The following is a 12,759-nucleotide window of genomic DNA, read 5'->3' as shown; positions in this document are numbered from 1 at the left end:
TGATTGAATAAATCAACAGGAACGGAATGACGAATCGGATTGCCATTTTATGTTCAGGGCAGGCCGGCCAGCACGCCGGCATGTTCGATCTGATACGCGAAGATGAGCACGCCAGCCGCTTGCTGCAGGCATGGCAGCTGGAGGAGCTGTGCGCCTATCCATTGCACGAAATTTTATCCAGCGAACAGCTGCTGTTCTCCAATCCGATTGCGCAACCGCTGGTAGTCGCGGCGCAATTGGCAGCATGGGAAATCATTCGCAGCCTCATCAGCCGGCCGGTGATCACAGCCGGTTACAGCATAGGTGAACTGGCGTCGTGGTCGGTGGCCGGTGCGATCGCGCCAGACAAGGTGATTCGGCTAGCTGCCATGCGTGCACAACTATTACAGGCATGTATAGCGCCGGGACAGCCGCAACTGATGCTGGCGATTTCCCTTTCGCATGCGGTGACGAAGATGGCCGACATCGAGTCTCTGTTGCATGCGCATGGCTTTTACATCGCGATTGAAGTCGCCGAAGATGCGGTGATCAGCGGCGGTTTGCTTGCCCATGCCGACGCGCTGGAGAAGGCGGTGACTGCGGCTGGCGGCAAGGTAACGCGTCTGCCTATCGAGATTGCATCGCATACGCCCTGGATGAAGGCTGCCGTGCCTGCCTTTGAAATGGCAGTACAAGAGAGTGGTATGAGCGCACCGCATTTCCCAGTGCTGGCCGGTATTTCCGGTGCGCGCCTGCATGACAAAAATGCTGCCGCAACCGCGCTGTCACGCCAACTGGCGGAGCCGATACGCTGGCAAGCAGTGATGGATAGCGTGCATGAGGCGGGCGCGACAATGGTGATTGAACTAGGGCCGGGTGCCGCGCTTTCCAAGATGTTGAAAACCCGCTATCCGCATATGCAATGTCGCTCTATATCCGAATTCAAAGCACTGTCAGGCTTGAAAAGATGGCTGCAGCAGGCCGAGGAATAATGCATTTGCGGGCTGCCTGATTTCAGGCTTGTTACTTCAGACCAGTCACCACAGTTTTGTTGTTGTAGATTGTTACTGCAGATTGTTACCGCCACATTGTTAAAGCATACCTCGCATGAATATTACTTTCCTCAGGGGAGCTCAATTGATGCGCGTAATCCTATTGGTCGCAGGTGGCTGGATGGGCGAGTGTTTGCGTAGATAGTCTTCCAGTGCATCGATATCCAGTTCGCCGCCGGAGATATGTCCGCCCTGATTGAACAGGCTGAACTGATCGCCGCCATAGGCGAGGTAGCTGTTGATCGTTACGCGATAAATTTCCCCAGCGATAATCGGTCTGCCATTCAGACGCATGGCGCTGATACGCGAACCGGCAGGCTTTTGCAGATTGTAGGCGTAGCTGAAACCTGTCGATGGAAACAATATGCGTGGATGGTCGTTTGCAGTCGCGCGCCGCTTGAACTGTTGTTCCAGCAAGCCGCGCAGTTGCGCCCCGCTAAAACTCTTCACCACCAGATTGTTGCCGAAAGGCTGAACGCTGAATATCTGGCCATAGCTAAGGTCGCCGCCGCCATATGGCACATACAAATCAGCGCGCACGCCACCCGGATTCATCAACGCGATCTGCGCGCCGCCATGTTCCGCTGATTGGGTCGCAGCAAGTTGCGCATCGGCGATCAGATTACCAAGCTCACTTTCACCTGATGCCACCTGTCTGCGAGTTAGCGGCGTCATCAATCTGCCGACTATCCGCTTGCTCAGTGATGCCGCCGCGTCGGTATAACGGCTGACAATCGCATCGACCTCGGAGTCTTTCACAAAGCGCGGATAGTCATCTGATGGCTGAATCCTGACGCCGGCGTGGTTGACGAAAGCGTCTCCCTGCACGATGACATTATTCGCTGATTTGGCAACAACCTTGTGGGTGCGAGGATCGATCGTCAGCTTGATGTCTGTCACCAACGTGCCGTATTGTCCTGCGCTGGTCAGCAAGAATGGTTTGCCCGGATTGCGTTTGCCGTAATCGCAGATGTAGGCGCGATGGGTATGGCCGGAAACGACAACGTCGATACCCGGATCGAGTCGCTCCAGTATTGGCACGATAGCGCCGCTCAGGCTGGGACAGGAATCATCGGGAGTGCCGTCGGTCGTTCCTCCTTCATGGATAACGACCACGATGGCATCTGCGCCTTGCGCTTTCAATTCCGGAACTAACGCGTTCGCGGTGCGTGCTTCGTCTGTGAAGGTGAGGCCTGCGACACCAGCAGGCGTGACAATGTGCGGCGTGTTCTTCAGCGTCAATCCGATGAAGCCTATTTTCACCTGCTGCGTGCCGCTACCGAACGTTTTGATGCCGGTCGCCGGGAACAGCGTCTTGCCATCCGCCTGATAGGTATTGGCCGCCAGAAAGCCGAAATTGGCGCCAGTAAACGGCTTGCTCAAGGCACATGGTTCGCGCGGCGTAAATTTGGCACAACCGCCATTCTGCATGCGCAATAATTCGGCATAACCTTTGTCGAACTCGTGATTGCCAACAGCATTGAAGTCGATGCCGAATGCATTGACTGCTTCGATCGTTGGCTCGTCGAGGAATAGCGCGGAGACCAGTGGTGATGCACCGATCATGTCGCCGGCGGATACAACTGCATGATAAGGATTCGCTTGTTTCAGCGATTTGATGGCACTGCCCAGATAAGCCGCGCCACCGGCCGGCACAAAGTTGCCGGCCTTATGGGCAGCGGGGAGGAGTAGGGATAAACGTGGTGCTTCGAGATGGCCGTGCAAATCGTTGAAGGCAATGATCTTTACTTCTACAGGGCCCGCACTATTTGCGACGGCAATCGTCTTGCCATCTCTTTCCGCAAAGGAGCTGCCTGCCAGCAGGCAGGCAGACAAGGCCAGCAGAATTCTGCCAGTCCGCAGCATCGATCAGACTGCGATGTTCATGACTGCAGCAATCAAGGATTGCCCATGTAATCACGCTTGCCGATTTCAATGCCATTGTGACGCAGGATGGCGTAAGTCGTCGTGACATGGAAGAAGAATTGCGGCAGCCCGAAGTGCAGCAGATAATCCTGACCGTTGAATTTTCTTTCCTTCGGTGTGCCCGGACGCAGAACGATCTCGCGTGCTTCCTGGCCGTTTATTTTGTCGGCCGGAATGCCGTCGATAAACGCCACCGTCTCTGCCAGCATCGTGCGCAGATCGGCAAACGTAGTGGCCAGGCTGTCATCGACTTTTGGCACATCCAGACCAGCCAGACGGGCTGATACACCACGTGCGAAATCACCGGCGATTTGTACCTGGCGAATCAAAGGGAACATATCCGGGAACAGACGGGCTTGCAGATAGGCATTTGGCTCTATGCTTTTTGCTGTCGCATGTTCTTCGGCTTTGCTCAGCAAAGCGCTGAGGCTGTTGAGCATTTGCTTGAAAACGGGGACGGACGCGGCGTGCAGAGAAATGGTCATGAAATATCCTTGATGAAGAGTGTGACGAAGAGTTTGGCGAAGTAAGCAGGCGAATGGCCGATAATGCGTGCTGCGATTATAGGCAGGAAATCGAAGACGCGTTGGACGCACACTTAAAATGTATAGACGTCCGCCTTTGATGCGTTGATTCCCTTGCGCACCGCGCAACAGCGGTCAAATACAGGCCGCCTCCCACTGGAGGTCTATTGATGGTGCTTTGTTTGCGGATCATAGGCGCCGATTTGTTCAACAAAACCCTCGAAGGCCGTCAGCAACGGCAGGTATTTTTCAGTTTCATTTTCCAATTGCATCAGCGCGTAGCAGGTCGCTTCATAGCTTGAGAGCTGGTCGGACTTGCGTGCCTTGCGTATTCGGTAATGCGAAGCAGGCGGATTGTTTAAGGGGAGACGTGGTAGCTGCTGCAGCAAAGGATTGGAGTAAAGCATTTTTCGGCTCTTGCGCCAGGTGCCGTCGAGAACAATCAAACGATACTGAGTCGCTGCGCTGCTTGCCGGCTGGATAAATGCTGGTGATTTTTCGATGCGCCCATCCTCAGAGGTATCTGGATACAGGAGCAGCGGCTGGATGGTCTTTCCCTTATTGCTGTTGTCGAAGGGGGAATACAGCAATGCCTCCAGCGTGTCTTCAGAAAACGCCTCGCCTGTGACCAGTCGACTGCCCGGTAAACTCAAATGCAGCAGGCGTGCGCTGCCTTTTGGATTGGCTGTCTCCAGCGGATGCTGTAAAAAGAGAACCTCAACCGCATGCTCCATTGGCGTGATCCAGCGACAGATGCATGTGTTCTGTGGTCGCAGGCATTGGTTACAGATGGCTCGTTTGGTAGACGTCATAGCGTACTTGTATTCAGAATGCCGAGAATCGCTTGGCCAACTTCTCTTTGCGGAAATGCTCCACAATGAAATCGACGAAGACGCGGGTTTTTGCAGGCAATAGTTTTTGTGCAGTGAAATAGAGAGATAGCGTGCCTATATCGACGTACCAATCCGGCATGACGCGTATCAGCTTCTTATTTTCCAGATAGTGCAACGCATTCGGCATTGAAATCAGCGCGATGCCCAATCCGAGTTGCGCTGCTTCACACGCCGCATCCGGATCGCTCATCGTCATGCGCGTACGCAGCAAGATCGGCATCTGTTCATTCGCATGATTGCGCAAAGGCCACGAACGGATACGTCCGGTTTGTGGCGAGCGGATCAGAATTCCATCGTGCTGCGACAAATCCTCAGGCACTTTTGGTATGGGTCTATCTGCAAAATAATGTGGGGCTGCAACAAGTACACCATGCGCGGGTGCCAGTGCGCGTGCAACCACGCCAGGCGGCAAATCGAAGCCGCCACCGATCGCCGCATCGAATCCTTCTGCCACCATATCGACGCGCCGATTATCGAAGTGCCAGTCCGGCACGATGGCAGGATAGCGTTGCAGGAAATCACTCAGCAAGGGAACGATGTAGGTACGGCCGAATCCTGTGCCCATGCTGATCTTCAAGGTACCCGCTGGCTGGCCGTCCGCGCTGGCCATATTGGCGACCGCCGATTGAATCGTCGCCAGACCACCACTGACTTCGGCCAGAAAGAGTTCACCGGCTTCGGTTAATTTCAGGCTGCGCGTGCTGCGCTGGAACAGGCGCACGCCCAGGTTGGATTCCAATTTCGCCACATTTTTACCCACCGCAGCAGATGTCAGGCTGAGGCGCCGTGCAGCTTCCGAAAAACTGCCTGCCTCGGCACTGCGGACAAAGCATTCGATACTGCTCATCGACTCCATGACGACTCCTTCATGCCAATTTGAACGGCTATTTGAAACTTTTAGTTTCAATAGAATATAAGAATTGCCATCTAGTAACAACATAATTGATGTCCGATACTGACTCCATCGTCACGCAATTCAACGCAGTCCAGCTTGGCGAAATTTGTTAAGACGTTCAGCTTGCGTATTGCAGCTAAATTAACCATACGGAGAATAATCATGTCGAACACAACACAGCAAACATTGGCAGGCAAAGTCGCTTTCGTTCAAGGCGGTTCACGCGGTATCGGCGCAGCCATCGTCAAACGCCTGGCACGCGACGGCGCATCAGTTGTATTCACTTATGTCAGCTCGCCGGACAAGGCAAATGAAGTTGTCTCTGCCGTTCAGCAAAGCGGCGGGCGCGCATTGGCTATCAAGGCGGACAGTAGCGATGCCGCAGCAGTAAAACAAGCAATCGATCAGGCTGCAGCAACCTTTGGGCGCATCGATATTCTGGTGAACAACGCTGGCGTATTGGCTTTAGGTCCGATTGAGGACTTCAAACTGGAAGATTTTGATCGTACCGTCGCAGTGAATGTACGCAGCGTGTTTGTTGCGACACAAGAAGCGCAACGTCATATGGGTAACGGCGGTCGCATTATCACGATCGGTAGCACGAACGCTGACCGCATGCCGTTCCAGGGCGCCGCCGCATATGCGATGAGCAAAGCGGCAATCGTCGGTTTGACCAAGGGGCTGGCGCGCGATCTCGGCCCGCGCGGGATTACGGTGAACAACGTACAGCCAGGGCCAGTCGATACCGATATGAATCCAGCTGACAGCGATTTTGCAGATAGCTTGAAAGGGTTGATGGCAGTGGGGCGCTATGGCAAAGCAGAAGAAATTGCCGCTTTCGTTGCGCATCTTGCGGGCCCTGAAGCTGGCTATATCACTGGTGCAAGTTTGACGATTGATGGTGGATTTTCGGCTTAAAAGCCTGACGCAACTGAAACAAAGCGGGCCTGCTTCACAGCAGGCCCGTTGCGTTGATATTAATCTGCGGACCACTATTGCAAGAGATGTGCAGTCCTTGGATATGTTTTAAAAGAAGAATGTCGCGTTCAGCAAGACCTGACGAGGATCGCCCAGTGCAACAACATTATTGTTCAAAGCACCGGGATAGTATTTTTTGTCGAACAGGTTTTTGACATTCAATGCCAGTTTGTATCCCTTGCCTACATAGTTGAGCGCAGCGTCTGCCAGGGTGTAACCGGGAAGGGTGTAGTTGTATGAATAGCCGCGCATGGCGCCGGAATAGCGGACGCCGGCACCTACGCTGACGCCATGCAGCGCAGCCTGGCGGAAGGTGTAGGTTCCCCACAAGGTAGCTGCATGACGCGGCACACTATTCAATGGTTTGCCTACATTGGCGGCGACGTTATCTTTGGTGACCTCGCTGTCGGTATAGGTGTAGCCGCCGATTAAGTTCCAGCCGTTACGCAGATCCATCGCCACGTCCGCTTCCACACCTTTGCTGTGCTGTTCGCCAATTTGCAGGTTGTAGCCGGTGTTGGCAGGATCGGATGCCGATACGTTTTGACGTTTCAAATCATAGACGGCAATACCTGATGTAAGCCGTCCGTCTTCGGATGCAAACTTCAAACCGATTTCACTTTGCTTGCCGGTCTCAGGTTTAAGTTGTTCGCCACTGATTTTGAGGCCGCTGATCGGTAAAAATGAATCTGCGTGGCTGATGTATGACGTCACACTCGATGAAATCTTAAACATCAAGGCACTGCTGGAGGTAGTGGCCAACGTATTTTGCGTTTGTGTTGTGGATGTATTGTTGTTAAGTGTTTCCAGCTTGCCGTCCTCGCGTCTGACCCCGAGCAACACACTCAGACGATCATTGAATTCAATGCGATCACGGAGGTAGAGTGCGGTCGACGAAAAGGTGGTGGTGTTGTCGTTCACCCAGTTTGCAGGGCAAGTGATAGTCGCACCATAGACGGGCTGATAGAGATCCAGTGCCGCAAGCGTACATGTGCTGGACTTGAAGCGATCCCTGTCCTGGGACAGATCGAGTCCGCCCATGACGCTGTGTTTCATACCAAGCAGATCGAGTTTCTTTTCGATATTCGTATCGAGTCCGATCACGCGGCTTTTTGAATCTTGCAGTGTGGCCGAGCGATTTTGCAGAAGCTGATTTGCTTGCAGGGTTCCGTTAAATACTGCGCGGCCTTGCATCGATTGTTCCTGCCAGCGGAAATTTTGCCGTAATTTCAAGTCGGGCGTGAAGCGGTGTTCCAAGGCATAACCGACGCGATATTGTTCCGATGTATAAGGACCAAATGCGCGTTCGCCGATAAAGCGATTCCACGGAATTTCACCGTTGACGTTGGGCAGGATAGTGCCGTAAGGCGACAGGCCTTGCTGGCGTATGTACTCATTGTAGTTATAGCTGGTTAATAGCGTGAAGTCGGTATCCGGGCCTACATCGAGTGTCAGCGACGGCGCGATCCAGCGATGTTTTTGATAGACGAAGTCTGTCGGATCGTCGCGATCGAGTACCAGGCCGTTAATACGGAACGCGCTCTTGCCGTTCTCCGAAATCGGTCGCCCTAGATCGAAAGTCGCTTGCTTGAAGTTATCACTACCTATTGTGACGCCGACTTCATTAAAGGCATCGCTACGCGGTTTTTTGCTGACCATATTGACCATGCCGCCAGGCTGCACCTTGCCAAACAAAATGGAGGCAGGACCTTTCAATACTTCTACACGCTCCATGCCGAACGGTTCTTGTGCGACCCATGCATTTTGAGAAACCGACAAGCCGTCCAGAAAAACCGATTCTGTCGCGCGCTGCCCGCGGATGATGAAGTCATCCCAGCCGCGTCGGCCAAAATTGCCGCTGACGACGCCGGTAACATTCCGCAGCGCATCTGTCAGCGTGACGGCTTGCTGGGAGTCGAGCAATTCGCGCGTCAGTACGGAAATCGATTGCGGGGTATCCAGCAAGCTGGCATCTGATTTTGTGCTGCCAACGGCTTTTTTGGCGGTAAAGCCTAGGTCACCGTCTTGCGCTGCTTCGACGATTACCGCGGGTAGGACCACGGGGTCTTGAGCGAGGTTGTTTTGTGCATGCGCCAGCGATACTGAAAATGGTAAAAACAAGGCTGCCACGGAGGCAGCAATGGTGTTTTGATTCAAGATGACCTCGATGAAAAGCGCGGCAAGCCGCAGCAAAGACTGTTGGCTGGCTATCGAGATAATCGATTGAATTGGCTGGCTGAATTAGGGATATCTGCGAATGCTCAACATTTCAAATGAGGAAACGCATCGAAACGATGTATTCGCAAAAGAGTACAAGGCATTAATGATAATGGTTCTTATTTGAAAATGAAAGAATTCTTTATAATTTATTGTCTAAATAACACATTGAAAGTCAAAACATACTGCCTATACTAAATCGCGTGGAGACCATCAAAGGAGTTGTCATGAGACACAGACTATATTATTTCCTGCCAGATATTGACAGTGCTCGGCGCAGCTTTGACGACATGTTGCTCAGTCGCATAGAGCAGCGCCATATACGTTTTATCTCCAGCACACCATTACCACCCGATATGCCAGAGGCGGGTTTCTTCCTGAAAACAGATGTATTGCACGGCGCTGCTGCGGGCATGATTGTCGGCGCGATTCTTGGCATGGTATTTGGCGCCTTGCTGATTGTGTATTACGAACTCGGTCAGGCGACAGTATTGGTGACGACGCTGATGGGTATCTTGTTTGGTGGCTGGGCATCCAGCATGGTGGCGGCGGCAGTACCGAATTCACAGTTGAAAGAGTTTTATCCTGATCTGGAAAAAGGTCGGATCTTGATGATCGTGGATGTGCCCGCAAGACGCGTACAAGAAATTGAAAAAATGTTAGCCGCACGTCATCCAGAATTGAAATTTGGTGGTGAAGAACCACATATGCCGGTTTTCCCCTGAGACGGAAACTTGAAATCAACGGGTAGTTCTTTGTTCGCTGTGCTGCGATGACCGAATGGTTGCCTGATGTTTAAGAAGTCGGCATTGCTTCTTTATGGAGGTTGTTATGGAACTTCACATGCATTCACATCGATGGGAACAACGCAGTCCTGACTGGACAGTAGCGGCTGTTTCCGGCTTTGCCGCAGGTGCAGTTTTAATGGTGCTGGAGTTGCTTTGGTCGACCGTTATCATGGGGGCTAGTCCTTGGGAAACCTCACATATGGTCGCTGCCATTGTGATGGGTCAAGATGTCTTGCAGTCCACTGATTTCAACCTGACAATTGTTGCGGTCGCATTGATTACCCACTACGTGCTCGGCGTAGTATTTGCGCTGATTCTTGCCACCGTTATGGCGTCGTTCCATTTTGATTCCAGTGTAGGCATGGCATTGTTGGTCGGGGCGATATTCGGGTTGCTGATATATCTGTTTAACTTCTACGGCATGGTGCGATTCTTCTCCTGGTTCAGTGAAATGCGCAGTTGGGCAACTGTCGTTGCACATGCGATATTCGGTATGGTCGTTGCCGCCATGTACTGGAAGCTGGAGCAGGCGGAAAAGTAAGGATGGTGCATCACAGCATCACTTGATCAACTGGTGACGAAAACAACGGCAGCCAACTGAAAGGTCGGCTGCCGTTTTCCATGATGAAAGGGGTTGGGCTAGCGGTCCAATTGACACTTCATTTTCGGAGCGGTCAATCCAGTTTTATTCTCATAAACCACTTAGAAAGGCACAATCTGTCTTGCCTTCTATTTTGTATTCGCGGCAATGCCGGGCGTTGCGGACAAACTGCCGGTCTCAGATGACCCACAAGCCTTTCACGCCGGTTTTCTAACGGGATGAGGGCACCTTGGTTCTTATGCTAGAAAAATCTTCGGCTGAATAACGTTGTCTAGGCCGGTTGTGCAACACTTCAGGCATCTCATACGGCAGGGTTACTGGCGGAAAATTTTAGGCCAGAGTCGGGATAAGTTTTTCCAGGGAAATTCCATTCAACAAGCAGAATTAAAACGATTGTTTCCCTCATGAAAACAATTGCTTTATTCTTTGCTGCTAAGCAGCATTATTTTCAAGTGGGCGTGAATTTTTTGCATGTGTATCGGTAAATATCGAATGCTATGATCGCCGAGACCGGCAAAACCGGTGCCTACCCATGTCCGGTTTTATCCCGAATCGGCGCCCAGCAAATATCTGCCTATCCAGCATTTGCAGCATTACTTTAGCCCTGACCGTGCTAGCGGCAAGGCATCATCCGGCTGGCCGGAGGCAGGACTCGCGTCTTTCTCCGGTCCTCGGCCTGACAATCTGAATAAGACATTACCTACCTATGAGCGCCATTTATCCTAGTGCCACACTCAGCGCACGCGAAACGCTGGAAAACAGCATCTACGCCAAAGTAACTCTGCGTTTGTTACCTTTTCTTTTTATCTGCTACGTCGCGGCTTATCTCGATCGCGTCAACGTAGGTTTTGCCAAATTGAACATGCTGAACGATCTGCAGTTCAGTGAAACCGTTTATGGTTTGGGTGCAGGTATTTTCTTCATCGGCTACTTCCTGTTTGAAGTGCCAAGCAACATCATCATGCACAAGGTGGGCGCGCGGGTCTGGATCGCACGCATCATGGTGACGTGGTCGGTGCTTTCTGCGGCCACCATGTTCGTCACGTCGCCGACCATGTTCTACGTGATTCGCTTCCTGCTCGGCGTCGCTGAAGCCGGCTTCTTCCCCGGCATCGTGCTGTACCTGACCTACTGGTTCCCGGCTTCGCGTCGTGGTCGCATGAACGCATTGTTCATGATCGGTATTCCGATTGCGGGTGTAGTCGGCGGGCCATTGTCCGGCTGGATCATGAATTATTTTGCCGGTGTTAACGGCTGGTACGGTTGGCAATGGCTGTTCTTGCTTGAAGCTATTCCTTCGTTGATCCTGGGTGTAGTCACATTCTTCTATTTGCCAAACAGCATACGTGCATCAACTTGGCTGGCTGAAGATGAGAAAAAACTCTTGGAAGAAAACATTGCCAAGGACGGCAGCGCAACGAAGTCGCACTCTGTGGCTGGCGTGTTCACCAATCCAAAAGTCTGGCTGATGGCAGCAATCTATTTCTGCTGCATGATGGGCTTGTACGGCATCAGCTTCTATCTGCCTACACTGGTGAAGGCATCGGGCGTCAAGGATGCACTGGACGTCGGTCTGCTGACGGCCATTCCCTATACGTGCGGCGTGATCGCTACGTTGCTGGTGGCGCGTAGTGCGGACCGTATGCGTGAACGTCGCTGGCACTTTGCGATTGCCAGTGCACTCGGCGGTCTGGGCCTGTTCCTGAGCACCGTGTATGGGAATAATGTCGTGCTGGCCTTGATGGCCTTGTCCCTGGGTACGGCCGGCATGCTGTCGACGATGCCTGTGTTCTGGACTTATCCAAGCGCCATTCTCAGCGGCGCAGCCGCAGCGGCGGGTATCGGTTTGATCAACTCGGTTGGTAATCTTGCCGGTTTTGTCAGCCCATCGATCGTGGGCTGGTTGAAAGACGTCACAGGTAGCACTAACGCTGGCATGTACTTTGTTGCTGGCGCTTTGATTATTGGCGCTGTGCTGGCATTGCTGCAACCGAAGTCACTGGTGAACAAGTAAAAAATAAGCAAACTGTTGGGTTAGCGTTCAGCACTTTAAATTAAGAAAGTCGATCCGACAGACCAAATAAACATCCCGCTTTTTAGCGGGATTTTTATATTGAACATCGTTTCGGTACCCGAAGTCCGCTTCCGACCCAAAGCTGACATTGAAAAGCTGGGACAAATGGAATTCATCTAATTAACAATGCCCGTTTGTCCTACATGGTATTGAGCATTACGATGCTTGCAGGCAACTGAGCGGCATGTAAAGGTGTTGCATGGAGGAAATATGGACAAGAAAATTACTGATATAAAACCAGCGCCGCAGAATCGTATAGTTACGGATAGCCAAAGGCTCGCTAGCTTCGATGAATGGATGGCCCATAAACGGCTTTGCCGTAAGATGTTCGAAGAAGCAGAACGGTCCTTGCGCGTCTCACGGGAAGATTATTTAGCTCAGCTCGAAACCGTTGTATCCATTCACAAGGGCATGGCTAAAGATTCGAATAAGTTTTAATACCCCAAGCTTTTCGGCTTGTTGAAGTGATAGGGCATATTCCAAAGATATCCCGTCGTCATAGGCAATTTGATAAATATACTGAATGTCCGCTATTGGCGGCGGTTTCAACCGGTGGATGCAACAGATTGATAAAACCGTTGAGCCGGTGTTTCGTAGTTTAAAGTTTTTCTCGGTCGTTCATTGAGTTGTCTGGCAACAGCATTCAATTGAGCCTGCGAGTAACCCGAGATATCCATTCCTTTCGGGAAGTACTGGCGCAGCAGACCGTTGGTATTTTCATTCGATCCGCGTTGCCACGGGCTTCGTGGATCGCAGAAATACACCTGGATATCTGTAGCCAGTGTGAAGCGCTTGTGGTCAGCTAGTTCTTTGCCGCGATCCCATGTCAGCG

The 12,759-nt window shown here is 52.1% G+C and carries 12 protein-coding genes; 6 read left to right on the top strand and 6 right to left on the bottom strand.

The window, feature by feature from the left end; translation table 11 throughout:
- Nucleotides 1-26 precede the first annotated feature (26 nt).
- A complete protein-coding gene (locus tag ACFQO0_RS15895; protein WP_382236560.1) occupies nucleotides 27-971 on the top strand; it encodes an ACP S-malonyltransferase in 945 nt (314 codons plus the stop codon).
- Nucleotides 972-1,112: 141 nt separating this feature from the next.
- On the opposite strand, the gene ACFQO0_RS15890 is transcribed toward ACFQO0_RS15895, so the two are convergent.
- The 4 genes from ACFQO0_RS15890 to ACFQO0_RS15875 form a co-directional block, all read right to left on the bottom strand.
- Entirely contained in the window at nucleotides 1,113-2,897 is a 1,785-nt protein-coding gene (locus ACFQO0_RS15890) for a bifunctional metallophosphatase/5'-nucleotidase (protein ID WP_382236557.1), read from the bottom strand.
- Nucleotides 2,898-2,929: 32 nt separating this feature from the next.
- The gene (locus ACFQO0_RS15885) at nucleotides 2,930-3,442 is read right to left on the bottom strand and encodes a DUF1993 domain-containing protein (RefSeq protein ID WP_382236555.1); all 513 of its coding nucleotides are present in this window, start codon (nucleotides 3,440-3,442) and stop codon (nucleotides 2,930-2,932) included.
- A 203-nt stretch (nucleotides 3,443-3,645) separates the two neighbouring features.
- Nucleotides 3,646-4,293: a tRNA-uridine aminocarboxypropyltransferase gene (locus tag ACFQO0_RS15880; RefSeq protein WP_382236552.1), complete on the bottom strand. Its 648-nt coding sequence runs from the start codon at nucleotides 4,291-4,293 to the stop codon at nucleotides 3,646-3,648.
- 13 nt (nucleotides 4,294-4,306) lie between these two features.
- Nucleotides 4,307-5,230 (bottom strand): LysR family transcriptional regulator, encoded by a 924-nt coding sequence (locus ACFQO0_RS15875; protein ID WP_382236549.1) that lies wholly within the window; start codon nucleotides 5,228-5,230, stop codon nucleotides 4,307-4,309.
- 201 nt (nucleotides 5,231-5,431) lie between these two features.
- On the opposite strand from ACFQO0_RS15875, the gene ACFQO0_RS15870 reads away from it, so the two are divergent.
- Nucleotides 5,432-6,187, top strand: coding sequence for a 3-oxoacyl-ACP reductase family protein (locus ACFQO0_RS15870; RefSeq protein ID WP_382236547.1), 756 nt, complete (start codon nucleotides 5,432-5,434; stop codon nucleotides 6,185-6,187).
- 108 nt (nucleotides 6,188-6,295) lie between these two features.
- On the opposite strand, the gene ACFQO0_RS15865 is transcribed toward ACFQO0_RS15870, so the two are convergent.
- Nucleotides 6,296-8,404 carry a TonB-dependent siderophore receptor gene (locus tag ACFQO0_RS15865; protein ID WP_382236544.1) on the bottom strand — a complete coding sequence of 703 codons (2,109 nt, stop codon included), beginning with the start codon at nucleotides 8,402-8,404 and terminating at the stop codon, nucleotides 6,296-6,298.
- A gap of 287 nt (nucleotides 8,405-8,691) precedes the next feature.
- Here ACFQO0_RS15865 and ACFQO0_RS15860 point away from each other — a divergent pair, with 287 nt between their 5' ends.
- The 4 genes from ACFQO0_RS15860 to ACFQO0_RS15845 all read left to right on the top strand — a co-directional run bounded on the left by ACFQO0_RS15860 (nucleotide 8,692) and on the right by ACFQO0_RS15845 (nucleotide 12,365).
- On the top strand, nucleotides 8,692-9,189 hold the full coding sequence (locus ACFQO0_RS15860) for a DUF1269 domain-containing protein (RefSeq protein ID WP_382236542.1): 498 nt from the start codon (nucleotides 8,692-8,694) through the stop codon (nucleotides 9,187-9,189).
- Between the two features lie 106 nt (nucleotides 9,190-9,295).
- The gene (locus ACFQO0_RS15855) at nucleotides 9,296-9,793 is read left to right on the top strand and encodes a hypothetical protein (protein WP_382236539.1); all 498 of its coding nucleotides are present in this window, start codon (nucleotides 9,296-9,298) and stop codon (nucleotides 9,791-9,793) included.
- A 766-nt stretch (nucleotides 9,794-10,559) separates the two neighbouring features.
- Nucleotides 10,560-11,867 carry an MFS transporter gene (locus tag ACFQO0_RS15850; RefSeq protein ID WP_382236536.1) on the top strand — a complete coding sequence of 436 codons (1,308 nt, stop codon included), beginning with the start codon at nucleotides 10,560-10,562 and terminating at the stop codon, nucleotides 11,865-11,867.
- A gap of 270 nt (nucleotides 11,868-12,137) precedes the next feature.
- The gene (locus ACFQO0_RS15845; RefSeq protein ID WP_382236533.1) at nucleotides 12,138-12,365 is read left to right on the top strand and encodes a hypothetical protein; all 228 of its coding nucleotides are present in this window, start codon (nucleotides 12,138-12,140) and stop codon (nucleotides 12,363-12,365) included.
- A 107-nt stretch (nucleotides 12,366-12,472) separates the two neighbouring features.
- Here ACFQO0_RS15845 and ACFQO0_RS15840 read toward each other — a convergent pair.
- The coding region (locus ACFQO0_RS15840; RefSeq protein ID WP_382235064.1) for an IS30 family transposase at nucleotides 12,473-12,759 on the bottom strand (287 nt) is incomplete at its 5' end.

It is taken from the genome of Herminiimonas aquatilis (assembly GCF_042665175.1).
GTDB classification, from domain to species: Bacteria; Pseudomonadota; Gammaproteobacteria; order Burkholderiales; family Burkholderiaceae_D; genus Oxalicibacterium; species Oxalicibacterium aquatilis.
This window is presented reverse-complemented; position numbering and strand designations above follow the sequence as displayed.

Coding starts and splice junctions, on each gene's coding strand:
- ACFQO0_RS15870 (WP_382236547.1), top strand. CDS start 5,432: ATGTCGAACACAACACAGCAAACATTGGCAGGCAAAGTCGCTTTCGTT.
- ACFQO0_RS15860 (WP_382236542.1), top strand. CDS start 8,692: ATGAGACACAGACTATATTATTTCCTGCCAGATATTGACAGTGCTCGG.
- ACFQO0_RS15880 (WP_382236552.1), bottom strand. CDS start 4,293: ATGACGTCTACCAAACGAGCCATCTGTAACCAATGCCTGCGACCACAG.
- ACFQO0_RS15855 (WP_382236539.1), top strand. CDS start 9,296: ATGGAACTTCACATGCATTCACATCGATGGGAACAACGCAGTCCTGAC.
- ACFQO0_RS15845 (WP_382236533.1), top strand. CDS start 12,138: ATGGACAAGAAAATTACTGATATAAAACCAGCGCCGCAGAATCGTATA.
- ACFQO0_RS15885 (WP_382236555.1), bottom strand. CDS start 3,442: ATGACCATTTCTCTGCACGCCGCGTCCGTCCCCGTTTTCAAGCAAATG.
- ACFQO0_RS15895 (WP_382236560.1), top strand. CDS start 27: ATGACGAATCGGATTGCCATTTTATGTTCAGGGCAGGCCGGCCAGCAC.
- ACFQO0_RS15875 (WP_382236549.1), bottom strand. CDS start 5,230: ATGGAGTCGATGAGCAGTATCGAATGCTTTGTCCGCAGTGCCGAGGCA.
- ACFQO0_RS15890 (WP_382236557.1), bottom strand. CDS start 2,897: ATGCTGCGGACTGGCAGAATTCTGCTGGCCTTGTCTGCCTGCCTGCTG.
- ACFQO0_RS15850 (WP_382236536.1), top strand. CDS start 10,560: ATGAGCGCCATTTATCCTAGTGCCACACTCAGCGCACGCGAAACGCTG.